The 18028-nt window shown below is 56.4% G+C and carries 12 protein-coding genes, 2 tRNA genes and 3 rRNA genes; 10 read left to right on the forward strand and 7 right to left on the reverse strand.

Annotation, left to right across the window (positions count from 1 at the left end; translation table 11 throughout):
* Positions 1-61: 61 nt before the first annotated feature.
* The 6 genes from mnmE (at position 62) to PYTT_RS04875 (ending at position 4798) form a co-directional block, all read left to right on the forward strand.
* Positions 62-1438: a tRNA uridine-5-carboxymethylaminomethyl(34) synthesis GTPase MnmE gene (mnmE, locus tag PYTT_RS04850; RefSeq protein WP_067773066.1), complete on the forward strand. Its 1377-nt coding sequence runs from the start codon at positions 62-64 to the stop codon at positions 1436-1438.
* Positions 1439-1452: 14 nt separating this feature from the next.
* Complete coding sequence (locus PYTT_RS04855) at positions 1453-2529, forward strand: hypothetical protein (RefSeq protein WP_067773063.1); 1077 nt, start codon at positions 1453-1455, stop codon at positions 2527-2529.
* 181 nt (positions 2530-2710) lie between these two features.
* Positions 2711-3385: a class I SAM-dependent methyltransferase gene (locus tag PYTT_RS04860; RefSeq protein ID WP_067773060.1), complete on the forward strand. Its 675-nt coding sequence runs from the start codon at positions 2711-2713 to the stop codon at positions 3383-3385.
* A gap of 15 nt (positions 3386-3400) precedes the next feature.
* Positions 3401-4030 (forward strand): hypothetical protein, encoded by a 630-nt coding sequence (locus tag PYTT_RS04865; RefSeq protein WP_067773057.1) that lies wholly within the window; start codon positions 3401-3403, stop codon positions 4028-4030.
* A gap of 40 nt (positions 4031-4070) precedes the next feature.
* Positions 4071-4268 carry a hypothetical protein gene (locus PYTT_RS04870; protein ID WP_067773054.1) on the forward strand — a complete coding sequence of 66 codons (198 nt, stop codon included), beginning with the start codon at positions 4071-4073 and terminating at the stop codon, positions 4266-4268.
* Positions 4269-4273: 5 nt separating this feature from the next.
* A complete protein-coding gene (locus tag PYTT_RS04875) occupies positions 4274-4798 on the forward strand; it encodes a GNAT family N-acetyltransferase (RefSeq protein ID WP_067773051.1) in 525 nt (174 codons plus the stop codon).
* Between the two features lie 99 nt (positions 4799-4897).
* Here the strand turns inward: PYTT_RS04875 and PYTT_RS04880 are convergent, their stop codons facing one another.
* Entirely contained in the window at positions 4898-5881 is a 984-nt protein-coding gene (locus PYTT_RS04880) for a malate dehydrogenase (protein WP_067773048.1), read from the reverse strand.
* Positions 5882-6076: 195 nt separating this feature from the next.
* Here PYTT_RS04880 and kbl point away from each other — a divergent pair, with 195 nt between their 5' ends.
* The 4 genes from kbl to PYTT_RS04900 all read left to right on the forward strand — a co-directional run bounded on the left by kbl (position 6077) and on the right by PYTT_RS04900 (position 11068).
* Entirely contained in the window at positions 6077-7276 is a 1200-nt protein-coding gene (kbl, locus tag PYTT_RS04885) for a glycine C-acetyltransferase (protein ID WP_067773045.1), read from the forward strand.
* Between the two features lie 71 nt (positions 7277-7347).
* A complete protein-coding gene (locus PYTT_RS04890) occupies positions 7348-10008 on the forward strand; it encodes a bifunctional serine/threonine-protein kinase/formylglycine-generating enzyme family protein (protein ID WP_067773043.1) in 2661 nt (886 codons plus the stop codon).
* Positions 10009-10208: 200 nt separating this feature from the next.
* Complete coding sequence (locus tag PYTT_RS04895) at positions 10209-10472, forward strand: hypothetical protein (RefSeq protein WP_156850324.1); 264 nt, start codon at positions 10209-10211, stop codon at positions 10470-10472.
* A 161-nt stretch (positions 10473-10633) separates the two neighbouring features.
* Complete coding sequence (locus PYTT_RS04900; protein ID WP_067773036.1) at positions 10634-11068, forward strand: PEP-CTERM sorting domain-containing protein; 435 nt, start codon at positions 10634-10636, stop codon at positions 11066-11068.
* 231 nt (positions 11069-11299) lie between these two features.
* Here the strand turns inward: PYTT_RS04900 and rrf are convergent.
* From rrf to PYTT_RS04930, 6 genes are all read right to left on the reverse strand, one after another.
* Positions 11300-11415 (reverse strand): 5S ribosomal RNA (gene rrf, locus PYTT_RS04905).
* A gap of 167 nt (positions 11416-11582) precedes the next feature.
* Positions 11583-14407 (reverse strand): 23S ribosomal RNA (locus tag PYTT_RS04910).
* A 199-nt stretch (positions 14408-14606) separates the two neighbouring features.
* Positions 14607-14683: transfer RNA gene (locus PYTT_RS04915), tRNA-Ile, on the reverse strand.
* A gap of 44 nt (positions 14684-14727) precedes the next feature.
* A tRNA-Ala gene (locus tag PYTT_RS04920) sits at positions 14728-14803 on the reverse strand.
* Between the two features lie 181 nt (positions 14804-14984).
* Positions 14985-16498, reverse strand: a 16S ribosomal RNA gene (locus PYTT_RS04925).
* The 16S, 23S and 5S rRNA genes sit together here with 2 tRNA genes alongside, the layout of an rRNA operon.
* Before the next feature lie 884 nt (positions 16499-17382).
* Entirely contained in the window at positions 17383-17835 is a 453-nt protein-coding gene (locus tag PYTT_RS04930; RefSeq protein WP_067773265.1) for a hypothetical protein, read from the reverse strand.
* Between the last annotated feature and the right edge of the window lie 193 nt (positions 17836-18028).

Below are 18028 nucleotides of genomic sequence, written 5' to 3' on the forward strand. Positions count from 1 at the left end.
CCCGACAACGACATTGACAAACCCCACCGAACGCACTATCCTTCAATCGGCCTGTCAACCCATGGCAACAACCTCGCACCCGCCACACGCCTCCTTCGTGAACGCACACCAGCACACCACCACCATCGCCGCCCTTGCCACCGCCCCGGGAATCGGCGCACTTGCAACCATCCGCATCAGCGGCCCCGACTCCCTCCCCATCCTCGAACGCATCGCAGGCAAAACCCTCCAGCCGCGCCGCGCCACCCTCGCCGCCATCCGCGACAGGGACGGCAACATCATCGACCGCACCGTCACCACCTACTACCAAGCCCCCGCCAGCTTCACCGGAGAAAACACCGTCGAAATCACCTGCCACGGCGGACACCTCGTCACCCGCCGCATCCTCGACCGCATCCTCGAAGCCGGAGCCGAACCCGCAGCCCCCGGCGAATACACACAGCGCGCCTTCCTCAACGGCAAACTCGACCTCACACAGGCCGAAGCCGTCATGGACATCATCTCCGCCGGAAGCGACCTCGCCCTCCGCGCCGCCCAGAACCAGCTCGAAGGCGCCATCGGACAGCGCATCCAGAAACAGGCCTCCGCCCTCATCGGCATCACCGCCCACCTCGAAGCCTACATCGACTTCCCCGAAGAAGACATCTCGCCGGACACCGCCGGACAGCTCGCCGACGGCATCGCCCGCATCCGCGAAAACCTCGACACCCTCCTGCAAACCGCCGAACAGGGCCGCCTCCTCCGCGAAGGCATCCGCACCGCCATCATCGGAGAACCCAACGTCGGCAAATCCAGCCTCCTCAACAGCCTCCTCGGCTACGAACGCGCCATCGTCAGCGACATCGCCGGCACCACACGCGACACCATCGAAGAAACCGTCCACATCGGCGGCCTCGCCCTCCGCCTCATCGACACCGCAGGCATCCACCACACCGAAGACACCATCGAGCAGGCCGGCATCGCCCGCACCCTCCGCGCCGGAGCCGAAGCCGACCTCGTCCTCGAAATCGCGGATGCCACCCAGCCTCCCCGGCGCATCCCCCTTCCCGAAACGCCGCGCATCCACCTCCTCATCCTCAACAAAACCGACCTCGGCACCCACCCGGCATGGGAAGGCATCGAAGCCATCCCATACTCCTGCCTCACCGGAACCGGAAAACACGACCTCGAACAACGCATGGTCTCCGCCTTCCTCAGCGGCGAAACCCTCACCCCCGGCCACGAACTCGCCGCCATCAACGCCCGCCACCAGCACGCCCTCAAACAAACCGTCGCCTCCCTCGAAGCGGCACGCGCCTCCATCCTCGCCGGAGACTCCCCCGAATACACCGCCCTCGACCTCCGCGAAGCCCTCGACCACCTCGGCGCCATCACCGGCCGCATCGACACCGAAGACATCCTCACCGCCATCTTCTCCCAATTCTGCCTCGGAAAATAACTCTCGCTCCGCTCATGAACACACACCTCCTCACCCAAACCCTCACCGACTTCGACCGCTGGATGACCACCCATCCGCAAGCCGTTGTTGAACAGGAAGACCGCGAAACGTCTGCCGCCCAAACCCGCAGCTACACCAAAGAACGGCTGCTTGCCCTCACCGAAGAGGAACTGTACGACTACCTCTCACCCCTCTGGGCCATGCTCATGTGGGGCAACAAACATTACCAGATCGACAACATCATCGCATCCAACGGCATGCCCCTGCTCCGCAAGCATCTTGCCAACCTGATCTACGGAGAAGACTCCATCGAAAAACGCTGGGACGAATTTCGGGAGAAAATCAAAGGCATCGGCCCCGCAATGATGAGCGAACTCCTCTGCAAAACCCACCCCGAACAATACCTCCTCTGGAACCGGAAAACCCACAACGGATTCACCTTGCTTCAAATAACAGGCATCCCGCGCTACGAATCCTCCCTCACGGGCAAAACCTATGCCCACCTCTCCGCCCAAGGCCGCGACATCCTCGCCTTCGCCAAACAGCACGGCAACCGGATCATCCGCGACATGCTCACCCTGAACACCTTCATCTGGCACGACCTTCAACAGGCTCCGGAAATCGAAACGGCTCAAGCCAAACACCCCGAAAAACTCCCGGCAACCGCCAAGGAATCCGCCTTCATCCATAACGACATCCGCGACAAACTGGCGGACATTGGCCGCTTCCTCGGCTTCCGTGCCGAAATCGAAAAAAAAGTGGCTGCCGGAGCCGTCGTCGACACCGCGTGGGAAGCAACCATCGGCAACATGGGGCGCATCATCTACGTCTTTGAAGTCCAGACATCCGGCTCCATCGACAGCCTCATCATGAACCTCATGAAAGCCTCCGGCAACAATGCTGTCCAAGGCATTGTCGCCGTCAGCGACAGCAGGCAAATCGAAAAAATCAAACGGGAAACCGCCGCCCTCCGCGACATACGGGAACGCCTCATCTGCTGGGACTACACCGAAGTATTGAAAGTCCACGAATCCCTTCAATACATCAACGAAACCATCAACACACTCGGACTCGTCCCACAAGGCCTCTAACCCACCCGGCATAACCGCTCCGCTCTCATACCCCTGCGCGGTACACTCACCGTTCGAACTGCCTGCCTCACACGCCTCGTTCCCATCCGCCCCTCAGCACCCCGGATCAAATCTGAAGCATGATCTGCACACTCATCCTCGCACTTGCAGACGACTCTCAATCTTGCTACACTGCGCGACAGTGAACATCAAGGCACAATTCGACGCCATCGCGAAAGACTATGACCGGCAACGCCGCCAGCTCATCCCCTGCTTCGACGATTACTACGGCCTCGCTTTAGACACCCTGCCCTACCCGGCCGACGCCCCCATACGCACACTCGACATCGGATGCGGCACCGGGCTCTTCTCCGCCCTCCTGCTTGCCCGCTACCCGCAGGCCCGCCTGACCCTCATCGACCTCTCCGACCAAATGCTCGGCATGGCCCGCCAACGCTTCGCCGAAAACGGCAACATCCGCTACATCCTCGGAGACTACACACGGCACGACTGGCAGGACGACACCTTCGACCTCGTCATCTCCGCCCTTTCCATCCACCACCTTCCGGCACAAAACAAAGCCGCACTCTACAAAACCGTCCACACCCTCCTTGCCCCCAGAGGCATCTTCATCAATGCCGACCAAGCCCTCAGCCCGTCGCCCGACATCGAAACCATGCATAGTGCCCTGTGGAAACAAAGTGTCGAACGAAGCGGCCTGCCGCCCGACCAGATCGCCAAAGCCTACGAGCGCATCCTCTGCGACGACCCGTCCACCATGGAAGAACAACTCCAATGGCTGCGCGACGCCGGCTTCCCTCATGTGGACTGCATCTACAAATACTGCCACTTCACCGTCTTTTACGCCCGCAAATAAACCCAACCCTTCCTCATGAAAACAACCCTCATCTTCTCATCCATTACAGGCCTGATCTTCCTCCCTTCCTGCGTCTGCAACACATCCGGCAAACTTGATACCGTCGGCAAAACTCAAACAATATGGTGCATCACCGAAAAAACACACCTGTACAGCCAAAACAACAAATACTACATTAAAGGAGAAGCATGCATCTACGAAACAACAGCGCATACGATCAACTATCTTTGGAAAACAGGAACTGAACCCAATCTCGCCAACACAATACAAGCGCGAGGAACACCCACCAGAGGCTACCATCAAATATCCATCTCCGAAAACGCTAACCTTCAATTGCTACAGGGACAAACAAAAAGAAAAATAACGACCACGGCACCTATTTCCTTCGTCCTGACGCCGGATACTCCATGGATCCCTGCCGCCACCTTCGAACACACACCCTTCCGCACCATCGCCATCCCTCACCAAAAGACATTATCCCGCTCATTCAGCCAAATCGATCCGGCGGAAATGCATCGTACAAATGGCAACATTCTACGTACTCCTTTGGTCGCCATATTATTTATCGCAGTAGACATCCCTTGCTCAGTCATAGCAACCATGGGAGGGGTCGTGGGATATGCCATTCAACAAGCATCGAAATAAAAACTGAGTGAACACTACCAAACTGCCAAACATTCCATCTATGCAAACGATTCTGAAAAGTTGGCCTGCCATGTTGCTCATCGCCATCTTCACCTCCTGCGTCTGTAATACATCCGGCAAACTCGACACCGTCGGCAAAACACGGCACGCTCTCGTCGTCGAACATCCGAACACCTCGATGCAGCCTGCACCGGGCCTGCGAACCCTCCACCCCTCCGCCTTTGCCCACGGCTCCTGAACCTCATGCAAATCACCACCGACCGATTCACCCTGCGCCCATGGCGGGCGGAAGATGCCCCCTCGCTGGCGCGGCATGCCGACAACATCCGCATCTGGCGCAACGTACGCGACTGCTTCCCTCACCCCTACACTGAAGAAGATGCGCGCGCCTACATCGGCTACACCCTGAGCGAACCCGAAATCGAAAACCTCGCCATCGTCATCGATGGGCAGGCCGTTGGAGGCGTCGGCATCGACTTCCTCACCGACATCCAGCGGTACAATGCCGAACTCGGCTACTGGCTCGGCGAACCATACTGGGGGCAAGGCCTCATGAGCGAAATCATCGCCGCCACCTGCGCCCACCTCTTCCGCGCCACGCGCATCAACCGCATCTTCGCCCCCGTCTTCGACTACAACCGCGCCTCCATGCGGGTACTGGAGAAAAACGGATTCATCCGCTGCGGCATCATGCACCGGGCCGCCGTCAAAGACGGCCAAACATTCGACCTCCACTACTTCGAACTCCTCAAACAGCCAACACGCTGACGCCCGGATTTCCTCCAACCGCACCTCCCCGGCCACACACGAAAAAGGGCGAGTCACCCGGACTCGCCCTGAAAATCGGAAAAGAATAATCCGAACCCCTTACAGAATATCGGAAACGGCGGCCTTCTCTTCGAGAAGCTCGTTCACGGTAGCGTCGATCTTCTCGCGGGAGAAAGCATCGATCGGAAGACCCTGAACGATCTCCCAGCTGCCGTCTTCCTTCGTACGAATCGGGAAAGAACAGATAATACCGGCTTCGATACCGTACGAACCGTCGGAACAGACGGCCACGGAATGCCAATCGCCTTCAGGCGTCGGGAAGCTCAGGCTGCGCACCGTATCCACGGCGGCATTCGCGGCGGAAGCGGCGGAAGAAAGGCCACGGGCAGCGATAATGGCGGCGCCGCGCTGCTGCACCGTCGTAATGAACTCACCCTTCAGCCAATCCATATCGGAAATCAAATCCGTCACAGGCTTGCCGTCGATCTTGGCATTCGTCCAGTCCGGATACTGCGTCGCGGAATGATTGCCCCAAATCGCCATATTCGTCACGCGGGAAACATGCACACCGGCCTTATCGGCAAGCTGGCTCTTCGCGCGGTTCTCGTCGAGGCGGGTCATGGCGAAGAAACGATCGTTCGGCACGCCAGCGGCATTCTTCATCGCGATTAGCGCATTCGTATTGCAGGGATTGCCCACCACGAACACACGCACATCCTTGGCTGCATTGGCGGCGATGGACTTGCCCTGTCCAATGAACAGCTTACCGTTGATGCTCAGAAGATCCTTGCGCTCCATACCGGCCTTGCGAGGCACGGAACCCACGAGAATGCACCAGTTCGCGTCCTTGAAAGCCTCATCGGGATCGCAGGTAGCCACGATATCATTCACAAGCGGGAAAGCGCAGTCCTGAAGCTCCATCACCACGCCGTTCAGAGCCTTCATGGCGGGCTCGATTTCAAGAAGGCGGAGATTGACGGGCTGATCGCAGCCGAGCATGGAGCCGGAAGCGATGCGGAAAAGCAGCGAATAGGCAATCTGCCCAGCTGCACCGGTAACAGTGATAGTGACGGGTGTCTTCATATCGGAAACAATAATACGCCCGGGATCGCCCCGGATCGTACTCTCATTCTACCGGGACACCCTGCAACCGTCAACCCCATATCATGAACGCGGGCAAAAAAGTATCCCGCCCCATACGGTGCCTCGTTTCCCCGTTCCGCATTGACATGCCACCTCCAAATGATATACTTTCCACCGGACAAAATCCATCAGCTTATGTTTACCCCCGAATTCAAAAACAAGCTCGTCGACACTCTCGAAAGCCTCAAAAACGAAGGCCTTTACAAAAGCGAACGCTTCATCGACTCCCAGCAATACTCCCAGGTCACGCTCAAGGACGGATCCTCCGTCATCAACATGTGCGCCAACAACTACCTCGGCCTCGCCAACCACCCCGAAGTCATGAAAGCCGCCCAGGAAGCCATCGACCGCTGGGGCTTCGGCATGGCCTCCGTCCGCTTCATCTGCGGTACCCAAACCCTTCACCGCACCCTCGAAGAACGCCTCAGCGCCTTCCTCGGCACCGAGGACACCATCCTCTACGGCTCCTGCTTCGATGCCAACGGGGGCCTCTTCGAATCCCTCCTCGGAGAAGAAGACGCCATCATCTCCGACTCCCTCAACCATGCCTCTATCATCGACGGCGTACGCCTCTGCAAGGCCAAGCGCTACCGCTACGAAAACAACAACATGGAAGACCTTGAAAACAAACTCAAGGAAGCCGATGCCAACGGAGCCAAAATCAAACTCATCTCCACAGACGGCGTCTTCTCCATGGACGGCATCATCGCCCAGCTCGACAAAATTCACGAACTGGCAAAACAATACGGAGCCCTCGTCCACTTCGACGAATGCCACGCCACCGGCTTCCTCGGCAAAACAGGCCGCGGCACCCATGAACATTGCGGCATCTTCGGCCAGATAGACATCACCACCGGCACCCTCGGCAAAGCCCTCGGCGGAGCCTCTGGCGGCTACACCTCAGGCCCGAAGGAAATCATCGAAATCCTCCGCCAGCGCTCCCGCCCCTACCTCTTCTCCAACAGCATCATGCCCGCCATCGCTGCCGCCACCCTCAAGGTACTCGACATCCTCGAAGGCTCCACCGAATACCGCGACCGCGTCGAAACCAACGCCCAGTACTTCCGCAAAGCCATGACCGAAGCGGGCTTCACCATCTCCGGCAAAGACCACCCCATCTCCCCCGTCATGCTCGGAGACGCCGCCCTCTCCCAAAAAATGTCCGAACTCCTCCTCAAACACGGAGTCTACGCCATGGGCTTCTTCTACCCCGTCGTCCCCAAAGGCAAAGCCCGCATCCGCACTCAAATCTCCGCCTGCCACAGCATCGAACAGCTCGACAAAGCCATCGACGCCTTCTGCAAAGCAGGCAAAGAACTCGGAGTCATCAAATAACCACCCGCATCCGAAGAGGGTCGACACATCACCCGGCCCTCTTCGGAAACCACCTCACGCACCCCAACGCCTTGAGCGAAACCACCGCCAGCCTCAACCTCTGCCGCCTCGGAGCGCCTCGCCGCTCCGCAGGCACTCCCCCCGAAATCCCGGACTACACCATCGTCCGGCAAATCGGCAGCGGAGCCTATGGAGAAGTCTGGCTCGCCCGCTCCCTCACCGGAGCCTACCGCGCCGTCAAAATCGTATGGCGTGAAGACTTTGACGACGAACGCTCCTTCATCCGCGAATTCGAAGGAATCCTCAACTACGAACCCCTCGCCCGCAACCACCCCGGACTCGTCCACATCCTCCATGTCGGCCAGAAAAACGAGCCCACCCCCTTCTATTACTACGTCATGGAACTGGCGGATGATGCCCAAACCGGCATCAACATCAACCCCGAAGGCTACACCCCCCGCACCCTCCGCAGCGACAAACAACTCTACGGCAACCGCCCCATGCCGCTCGACTACTGCATCGAAGTCGGCAGCCAGCTCGCTCACGCTCTCTTCTACCTCCACAGCGAAGCCCTCACCCACCGCGACGTCAAACCCGCCAACGTCGTCTTCGTCAACGGCCGCCCCAAACTCGCCGACATCGGCCTCGTCGCCCCGGCGGACCAGCGCAGCTTCGTCGGCACTGAAGGATTCATCCCCCCCGAAGGACCGGGTACCCCGCGAGCGGACGTATACGCCCTCGCCAAAGTCCTCTACGAAATCACCACCGGCCGCGACCGCCTCGACTTCCCCGAACTACCCGACGAACTACCCGAAGGCACCCCACGCAAAAAATGGCTCGCCTTCAATGAAATCATCTGCGCCGCCGCTGAACCGCGCCTCGACGCCAGCACCATCACCACTGCCGAACAACTCGCGGAAGCCATCGACGAACTCCGCACCTACGCCCCTCAGCAGCTCCGCAAAAAAATTGCCGGCAAAACCAAAAAACCGGGCAAAAAAGGCTTCCCGTGGGGCATTGCCACCTTCGGCACCCTCATGGGCATCGGAATCACCTTCGCCATCATCTACCATGCACCCCTCCTCCAATACATCCTCCCGCGCATCATAGAAACGGCCGGCAGCCTGCTCGAAACCAAACCCGGCGCACCGCAACAACCGGCGCCCGCACCGATCCAGCCCCAAATCTCCAAGGACAACCTCGAAGAAGGCACCCTCTACATCACCAGCTTCCCGCCGGGAGCATCCATCTACACCTCCTCCGGCAAATACCTGGACGAAACCCCGTACGGCCCCATAGCACAACCGACAGGCAACCGAGTCTCCTTCACACTCCGCAAAGACGGCTATGCCGACAAACACGAAACAGGCATCATACCGGGCGGCGGCGTCCTCGCCCTCGGCGGCGACCTGAAACCATACAACCCGCCACAACGCGGCAAAGAATGGAAAGACATCACCGGAACCGTCTACGCCCCCTCCGGCAACGAACACGTCGCTTCCACCCCTGTCACAGCCGCGCAATTCAAAAACTTCACTGCCACCCTGCCGCAGGACAAACAGCCGCCAAGCGAAACCATACAGGGATCGGACATCATCCGCACCACCCCGGAAGCCATCAGCGCCTACACCCTCTGGCTCACCTCCCAGTGCGAACGCGAAGGTATCATTGGCCACGACCACTCCATCAACGCCATCGCTGAAAAAGGCCAAGAAGCCGAAAACAGCAAACTGCAAGCCTACAGACTCGTCGCCAGCCCCGTACGCAAAACCCCCATCACCCTGCTCACCAACCCGGCCGGAGCCGTCGTCACCCTCAACGGGCAAATGCTGGGCGTCACGCCCATGCAAAACGTCCGAGTCCCGCTCGCCCCATACCTCCTCGAATTCAAACTTCCCGGCTACACCACAATACGGAAAAGCGGACTCTCCCCCAAAGACCTCATCCTCTCCCTCCGGCTGGAACCCAACAACTCCGTCGTCTTCGGGCAGGAATGGATCAACAGCCTCGGCATGCGCTTCATCCCCATCAACGCCAATCAGCTCGCCGGAGCTACCGAAGTACGCCTCTCCGACTATCAGACCTACCTGAACGACTCCAAAACCGCTGCGCCTCCCGCGCCACCCTTCGACCAGAACCCTCACCATCCCGTCGTCAACGTCAACCGGCAACAAGCTCTCGACTTCGCTGCCTGGCTCACCAAAACGGAACGTGAAAAAGGCATCATCGAAGCCAACGACCAATACCAGCTCCCCACCGACGCGGAATGGAGCCTCATGGTCGGCCTCACCTCCGAACAGGGACAAACCCCATACCAGCGGCAGAAAAACCCCGCAGGCAACGCCAACTCCTACCCATGGGGCACACGCTGGCCTCCGCTCGCAAGCACAGGCAACTTTGCAGACCAAAGCGCCATTCCCCTCATCCCCACCTCACGCACCATCCCCAACTACCGCGACGGCTACCCATACACCGCTCCCGTCGCCTCCTATCCAGGCAACGAAATCGGCCTGCACGACTTGGCGGGCAACGTACAGGAATGGGTCTCCGACAACTACGGCGGCCCTCGCGACTTCCGGTTCCGCAACCATGGAGTCCTTCGCGGTGGCAGCTACGAATCATTCCGCCCGGCGCAACTGAACAACAGCGCCCGCATCCCAGTACCGCCCGACACCCAAAGCCCTGCGGCAGGCTTCCGCCTCATGCTCAACCGCACCATCGTTGCGGAATAACAGGCAGAAAACGCCATTGCACCAAATTGGCAATCAATCGAAAAATGTGGACAAACACCACAATCCTGCCTATTAGGCTATCCGACCCCTACCTTTCTCAATAAAACCACTGAACTCCGCATCATTGCCTTCTGCAACACATTGCAATGAACCTCTCACACGCGGTCACAACAGGCGTATTGCTCACCGCCATCACAGGCATGAGCTACGGAGCAATCAACTACGAATATCGCGGTGGATGGGACAACTTTCCCAGTCCATCCGCACCGGGTCAAGCACACGAACTCCTGAACAACACTCCATCGAACTCCCCCTTCACCCTCATCAATGCCAAAGTCAATGAAGGTGACCTTGTGATCGACAACACCCGCCTCACACAAATCGACTTTCACGGCACCGTCAAAACACCGCAATACGAACCGGACAGGGACGCGGACAAGGCTTTGCCTTCATCATGGGGCTGAAAAACCTCACCGTCCGCAACGGCTGGCAAACCCTCGCCTCCACCGACTTCACATGAGCCAACTCCACATGGAGTGTCGCCATTGACACCAGCCAAGGACTCGACAAAGTCATCGTACAGGGCTTCTGGAGAAACTCGGCCGGCATCGTCTCCACCTATGCCATGGGCACCGTCAACCTCAGCACCTACGCACACACCACTGTAGCATTTGGCATGCACCGGCAAACTGCGGACGGACAACGCATCGGAACATTCTTCTATGCAAACGGCACGGGCACCATGCTCAACAACGGCTCACTCATCGCCCACAACAACGGCAACCCTCTCGGCAACGGCGTCTTGGGACTCGGCCCCGTCAGCGGCACAACCGACAACGGCAATCAGGGCTGCTACGCCCTCGACAACGTCTACGTCTACAACATGTGGACCGACAGCACGGTCATCAACGCCACGGACCTGCAAGCGCTCACAACAGCAGCCCACCAGCGCCGCAGCGGGAGCCCCATACCGGAACCCACCAGTGCAGCCATCAGCCTTCTCGGCCTTATCGGATGGGCAATCCGCCGCCGTCGCAAGGCAACCGCAGCGACGGTCTGACACCAACCGCGCCACATCAACAAAAGCAAAGAGCGAAAGGGTAATACCATTCGCTCTTTTTTATCTTCACAATCTTCAGCAACCAGTCTCATTCAACCTGACACTTGTTGCGTTCATCATTCCACTCCCCCTGGCAGCATGACGTAGTCATGGTAAAGGGCGGCGATTGCGGTGATGAGCGGAAACGAAGAAGCCCCGCATGCAATTAAGCAAGCGGGGCTTCATATAACATCCCGGCGGCGACCTACTCTCGCGGGACCTGTCGTCCGACTACCATCGGCGCGGCAGCGTTTCACTTCCGGGTTCGGAACGGGACCGGGTGGGACCACTGCGCTGTGACCACCGGGTTTCAGCTTGTTGAGGGCTGCCTATCCGGGAGTCATTGGTATGTGCGGGGATGTTATGTTGTTGTCTTCAGGCTCGTATGAGGAGGCTGACATCCGTGTGGCATGTAGTGTTTAATATTGAACTTGGCGTTACTTTCTTTGACAGAGTCGTCATTGAGGTTCATGGTGAAAAGAAGTCAATCGGTGATTAGTATCACTCGGCTTAATGCATTACTGCACTTCCACCTATGACCTATCAACGTGGTCGTCTTCCACGAACCTATAGGGAAAACTCATCTTGGGATGGACTTGGCGCTTAGATGCTTTCAGCGCTTATTCCTTCCGCACTTAGCTACTCGGCCATGCACTTGACAGTACAACCGATGCACCAGTGGTGCGTCAGACCCGGTCCTCTCGTACTAAGGTCTGAACCCCTCAATTTTCCAACGCCCACAGAGGATAGAGGACCGAACTGTCTCGCGACGTTCTGAACCCAGCTCGCGTGCCGCTTTAACCGGCGAACAGCCGGACCCTTGGGACCTTCTCCAGCCCCAGGATGCGACGAGCCGACATCGAGGTGCCAAACCACGCCGTCGATATGAACTCTTGGGCGTGATCAGCCTGTTATCCCTAAGGTACCTTTTATCCGTTGAGCGACGGCAATTCCACTTTCTACCGCCGGATCACTTGGGCCTGCTTTCGCATCTGCTCGACTTGTTGGTCTCGCAGTTAGGCGCGTTTATGCCCATGCACTCGACACTCGGTTGCAGACCGAGCTGAACGCACCTTCGCACTCCTCCGTTACTTTTTGGGAGGATACCGCCCCAGTAAAACTGACCGGCTGACACGGTCCCATTGCCGGTTTCACGGCTTATGGTTAGATTCTCCAATCTCAAAGGGTGGTGTCTCATTGGCGACTCTGGCGGGCCCTAAAGCCAACCTTCATAGTCTCCCACTTACTCTGAGCATTGCGACCGAAGAAACAATGACAGCTTACAGTTAAGGTCTATAGGGTCTTTCCGTCCTTCTGCGGGTAGGCGGCATCTTCACCGCCACTACAATTTCACTGAGCGCCTAGTTGAGACAGTGCCCAACTCGTTTCACGATTCGTGCAGGTCGGAACTTACCCGACAAGGAATTTCGCTACCTTAGGACCGTTATAGTTACGGCCGACATTCACCGGGACTTGGGTTCAGAGCTTCGCTTGCGCTAACCCCTTGCCTTAATCTTTCGGCATTGGTCACGTGTCACACCCTATACTTCGACTTGCGTCTTTGCAGAGTGCTGTGTTTTTGATAAACAGTCGGTTGGGCCATTTCTCTGCGGCCTGATCTCTCAGGCACCCCTTCTTCCGAAGTTACGGGGCTAATTTGCCGAGTTCCTTAACTAGGTTTCACTCTTGCGCCTTGGTATATTCTACCCACCCACCTGTGTCGGTTTACGGTACGGGTTCCTTAGCATACGGCAGGGCTTTTCTTGGCACTCGATTTGATCATGCGTTTCGGCCGAAGCCTCCACTCGGAATTCGTTTACCTGGTGATCTCTTCTCATGCGTCCTCCTGCTTTAAGGGTCGGAAGCTCAGGATTATTAACCTGATGTCCATCGCCTACGCCTCTCGGCCTCGGCTTAGGTCCCGGCTAACCCAGGGACGTACATCGTTGCCCTGGAAACCTCGGGTTTACGGCGGACATGTATTTAACATGTCTTTACGTTACTAATGTCTGCATACTCACTTGAATGCTCTCCAGGTTCAGTCGCCATCCCCCTTCTACGTACATTCAACGCTCTCCTACCACTCTATCTTACGATAAAGTCCAGAGCTTCGGTATAACGCTTATCGCCAATCATTTTCGGCGCAGGATCACTCGATGAGTAAGCTATTACGCATTTTTTAAATGGTGGCTGCTTCTAAGCCAACATCCTCACTGTCTGTGTAATCCCACATCCTTTCCACTGAGCGTTATTTTGGCACCTTAGCTGCTGGTCTGGGCTGTTTCCCTTTCGACAATGAAGCTTATCCCCCACTGTCTCACTGCCATATTCCATTGCGCGGTATTCAGAGTTTGATAAGGTTTGGTAAGCGGGTGTGCCCCCTAGCCTTGTCAGTGCTTTACCCCCGCGCATCAGCATATGACGCTGCACCTAAATGCATTTCGGAGAGAACCAGCTATCACGGGGTTTGATTAGCCTTTCACTCCTACCCTCAACTCATCAGAGAACTTTTCAACGTTCACCTGTTCGGTCCTCCACATAGTTTTACCTATGCTTCAACCTGGTCAAGGGTAGGTCACCTCCGCTTCGGGTCCAGTACCCGCGACTTAACGCCCTTTTCGGACTCGCTTTCGCTACGACTCCATCCCGGAAGGATTTAGTCTTGCCACGAACACTGACTCGCAGACTCATTAAACAAAAGGCACGCCATCGCCTTTACGGCTCTGACACTTTGTAGACTTACGGTTTCAGGTTCTATTTCACTCCGCTCACAGCGGTTCTTTTCACCTTTCCCTCGCGGTACTTGTTCACTATCGGTCGCCAACTAGTATTTAGCCTTGCGCGGTGGTCCGCGCGGATTCATACACCGTTCCACGTGTGGTGTATTACTCAGGATTCCTCTTACTCCCACTGGTCATTTCGCTCACGAGGCTTTCACTCTCTCCGGCCTACCTTTCCAGGTAGTTAAACTATGATCAATGGTCGAGTTTGTCGAGGTCCTACAACCCCGAAGGAGTACCTTCGGTTTGGGCTCTACCGCTTTCGCTCGCCACTACTTACGGTATCGATTTCTCTTTCTTTTCCTCCGCTTACTGAGATGTTTCACTTCAGCGGGTGTCGCGTTCCTTATCCTATGTATTCAGATAAGGTCGATTCCGTATTACCGGAATCAGGTTACCCCATTCGGATACCCCCGGGTCTTAGCTCACTTGCAGCTCTCCGAGGCTTTTCGCAGCTTGTTGCGTCCTTCTTCGCCTGTTGGCACCAAGGCATTCTCCGTAAGCCCTTGGTTTCTTCTTTCCGCGGATTTCTCCGTTTCCAGAACCCCAATGACTTTCTGTAAAGTTTTTTGTGTGTTTTGCTTGGTTCTATTATTTTAAGTGTAAAATTGTATATTTCCCACTTTGGTTGGTTGAAACCGATTTCTCGGTTTCTCCTATTTGCCACACGGATGTCAATCTCCTTTTACCGTTCACTTTGCTTCGCCTCCATTAGGCGTTGGTGGGCCTAACAGGACTTGAACCTGTGACCCCACGCTTATCAAGCGTGTGCTCTAACCAACTGAGCTACAGGCCCTTTTTTGCTTCCGTTTTTTTCGAGAGGTCTCTTCCACCTTGTTTTGGTGGAGGCACGGGGACTCGAACCCCGGACATCCAGCTTGCAAAGCTGGCGCTCTACCAACTGAGCTATACCCCCTTTGGTTTTGGGTTCGGTCAAGAGAGTGTTTGTCGGAAAAAGCCGTGACGCGCGCCGTCTGTTCTCTGCGCTTGTGTTGCAGGAGTTTACACATCTTTTTATCGTTTCGGAAGTATCGCAACACTTCCGTCTCAGCCGAGGCTGAGTCGACCTAAGAGATTTTCATCTCTTTTCTCCATAGAAAGGAGGTGATCCAGCCGCAGGTTCCCCTACGGCTACCTTGTTACGACTTCATCCCAGTTACCAGTCTCACCTTAGGACCCTGCCTCCTTGCGGTTGGCTTCAGATACTTCGGGTGCGACCGGCTTCCATGATGTGACGGGCGGTGTGTACAAGACCCGGGAACGTATTCACGGCGCCGTAGCTGATGCGCCATTACTAGCGATTCCATCTTCATGTAGGCGAGTTGCAGCCTACAATCCGAACTGGGCCCAGTTTTCATGGATTGCCTCCCCCTCGCGGGTTCGGTACCCTCTGTACTGGGCATTGTAGTACGTGTGCAGCCCTGGGCATAAGGGCCATACTGACCTGACGTCGTCCCCACCTTCCTCCCAGTTGATCTGGGCAGTCTCGCCAGAGTCCCCACCATAACGTGCTGGTAACTGGCAACAGGGGTTGCGCTCGTTGCTGGACTTAACCAAACATCTCACGACACGAGCTGACGACGGCCATGCAGCACCTGTGTGACGCCACCGAGGTGTCACATGCTTTCACATGTTGTTCATCACATGTCAAGCCCAGGTAAGGTTCTTCGCGTTGCATCGAATTAAGCCACATACTCCACCGCTTGTGCGGGTCCCCGTCAATTTCTTTGAGTTTTAATCTTGCGACCGTACTCCCCAGGCGGCACGCTTAACGCGTTTGCTCCGGCACGTGGGGGGTCGATTCCCCACACACCAAGCGTGCACCGTTTACTGCTAGGACTACAGGGGTATCTAATCCCTTTCGCTCCCCTAGCCTTCGTACCTCAGCGTCAGTACATGTCCAGGAACCCGCCTTCGCCACGAGTGTTCTTCTCGATATCTACGCATTTCACTGCTACACCGAGAGTTCCGGTTCCCCCTCCATGACTCTAGCATCACAGTATCAAGCGCACTCCAGGGGTTGAGCCCCTGCCTTTCACGCCCGACTTATGATGCAGCCTACGTACCCTTTACGCCCAGTGATTCCGAACAACGCTTGAGACCTCTGTATTACCGCGGCTGCTGGCACAGAGTTAGCCGTCTCTTCCTCTTGTGGTACTATCAAGCTTGCGCCTTGCTCCCACATGACAGGGGTTTACAATCCGAAGACCTTCTTCCCCCACGCGGCGTCGCACCATCAGGGTTTCCCCCATTGTGAATGATTCTCGACTGCTGCCACCCGTAGGTGTCTGGACCGTGTCTCAGTTCCAGTGTGGCCGGACATCCTCTCAGACCGGCTACCCGTCATCGCCTTGGTGAGCCGTTACCTCACCAACTAACTAATAGGCCGCGAGCCCCTCTTCAAGCGCATTGCTGCGTTTACTCTTGCGAGTCTATCGGGCATTAATCCCGGTTTCCCAGGGCTATTCCCGTCTCGAAGGCAGGTTGCTCACGTGTTACTCACCCGTGCGCCACTAAGAAGCATTAGCAAGCTATTGCTTCTCCGTTCGACTTGCATGTCTTATCCACGCCGCCAGCGTTCGTTCTGAGCCAGAATCAAACTCTCCATATTATATTTTTTAGAAATTGCTGGTTTCCGCTCGAATCTTTCGATTCTGCGGATGCCATGCGTCCCCTGCTCTCCATCCCTTTCGGAACGGGTCTTCGCCTAGTTCAGCACGGCGTGCGTCACGACTTTTTCCTCTCTCTTTTTCCTCCTCTCAAGTGCTCTCCGCAAGGTTTCGTCTCCTCGCTGCCGGTCTCCCGGCTTCAGCACTTCGAAAGTCTTTCCTGTAAAGTGTTCGCCTCTTCTCCTGAAGAGTTTGCCCGCGGCCCTCGCTTCACTCTCACTCGCCCTTGCCTTGCCGGCTTCCGGTTCGTTCCGTGTCGCGTCTTTCGCGGCGCCCCGTAGTGGGGTGAGGAGAGTTTACTCTTTTTTTCTCTCACGTCAAGGTTTTTTCACTCTTTTTTTCTCCTCATCCCCTTCAAACCACCCTCAATATACCACCATAACTGCTAGCCTTGAACAATTTATACGTTTTTTACTTTTTATGATTTCTTTGACGAAACATGGGAGGGGATTCACAAGCACCTGCCTCTTTACCCCCTTTTTCGGAGTCTTTATTGCGATATCAGAACTATATCTCGCCGAATTCAGCATGAGAAACCTCTCTTTAGGTATCCAGGCTTTCCATGTTCTCTGAATACGCTTATCACCAGGCGCGCTTATTGGCAACATTGCCGATCCTTCCTGCATCCGCAGGTTTCTCGCTCGGCATTCTGTTCCTCCGATACAGATGCACTTGTTTCTTTGTCGCGATTACGCGCGCACGAGACAGCCCCAGGCACGATCAAGATAGCGGACCGTATCAAGCGACTGTTTCACTTTTCATCCTTTTCTCATGGGTTAGGCAGCTCTTCCGCCTTTCAGGAAGGAGTATTGCCGAAATCGATACCTTACCCCAAATACGGGGCCAACACAGGCTTCAGCGCCATGGCATCCGCATCAGGCACATCCACCATCCAGAAAGAGACGCGGTCATCATGCACAAAACCGCCGAGCTGTTCATTCTGCCCGCAGACGAGCACAAAATCGAAAGGCTTGGGATGCGGCGAGATGCCCATAGGCTCGTACGTAAAAGGAGAAGCCTTCTTCATCAGCATTCGCACCTGCTCTTTGTCGCCGACCGCGAGCGGTTTACTTACCAGCTTGCCCTCTTCACGAAAGGAAATACTCAGCCCTTCCTCCTGCAGCGATGCATGCAAGCGCGCATCACGCGCAGCATCCTTCACATGCACAATCCTTCTCTGGGTCGACACCGCCGGTTTCACTGCACCAGGCGACGCCGCACAGGAGACACAAGCGATCATCGCACCAAACACGGGCAAAATCAGCAGACGTTCATACATAGGATTCCCATATAGCATTTCTGCGATCCAAGGTCAATATGCTTCTGCGCCACAAGCCGTGGCATGCCACGACATCCCCACAGCTTTCACGCGCCTCTTGAGACTTCATCGACACACCCGGCTTTCAGCAAGCGGCGCTGTCGGATTTCGTCTTCTGGAAAGTCGACACGAAAATTACCAAGGATACGACGAG

This window comes from Neoakkermansia glycaniphila (genome assembly GCF_900097105.1).
GTDB lineage: Bacteria > Verrucomicrobiota > Verrucomicrobiia > Verrucomicrobiales > Akkermansiaceae > Akkermansia > Akkermansia glycaniphila.

Excerpts from the sequence above, each read along its gene's own strand:
- PYTT_RS04930 (WP_067773265.1), bottom strand. The coding sequence starts at position 17,835 with ATGTATGAACGTCTGCTGATTTTGCCCGTGTTTGGTGCGATGATCGCT.
- PYTT_RS04875 (WP_067773051.1), top strand. The coding sequence starts at position 4,274 with ATGCAAATCACCACCGACCGATTCACCCTGCGCCCATGGCGGGCGGAA.
- PYTT_RS04855 (WP_067773063.1), top strand. The coding sequence starts at position 1,453 with ATGAACACACACCTCCTCACCCAAACCCTCACCGACTTCGACCGCTGG.
- mnmE (WP_067773066.1), top strand. The coding sequence starts at position 62 with ATGGCAACAACCTCGCACCCGCCACACGCCTCCTTCGTGAACGCACAC.
- PYTT_RS04865 (WP_067773057.1), top strand. The coding sequence starts at position 3,401 with ATGAAAACAACCCTCATCTTCTCATCCATTACAGGCCTGATCTTCCTC.
- PYTT_RS04895 (WP_156850324.1), top strand. The coding sequence starts at position 10,209 with ATGAGCTACGGAGCAATCAACTACGAATATCGCGGTGGATGGGACAAC.
- PYTT_RS04870 (WP_067773054.1), top strand. The coding sequence starts at position 4,071 with ATGCAAACGATTCTGAAAAGTTGGCCTGCCATGTTGCTCATCGCCATC.
- PYTT_RS04880 (WP_067773048.1), bottom strand. The coding sequence starts at position 5,881 with ATGAAGACACCCGTCACTATCACTGTTACCGGTGCAGCTGGGCAGATT.
- PYTT_RS04900 (WP_067773036.1), top strand. The coding sequence starts at position 10,634 with ATGGGCACCGTCAACCTCAGCACCTACGCACACACCACTGTAGCATTT.
- kbl (WP_067773045.1), top strand. The coding sequence starts at position 6,077 with ATGTTTACCCCCGAATTCAAAAACAAGCTCGTCGACACTCTCGAAAGC.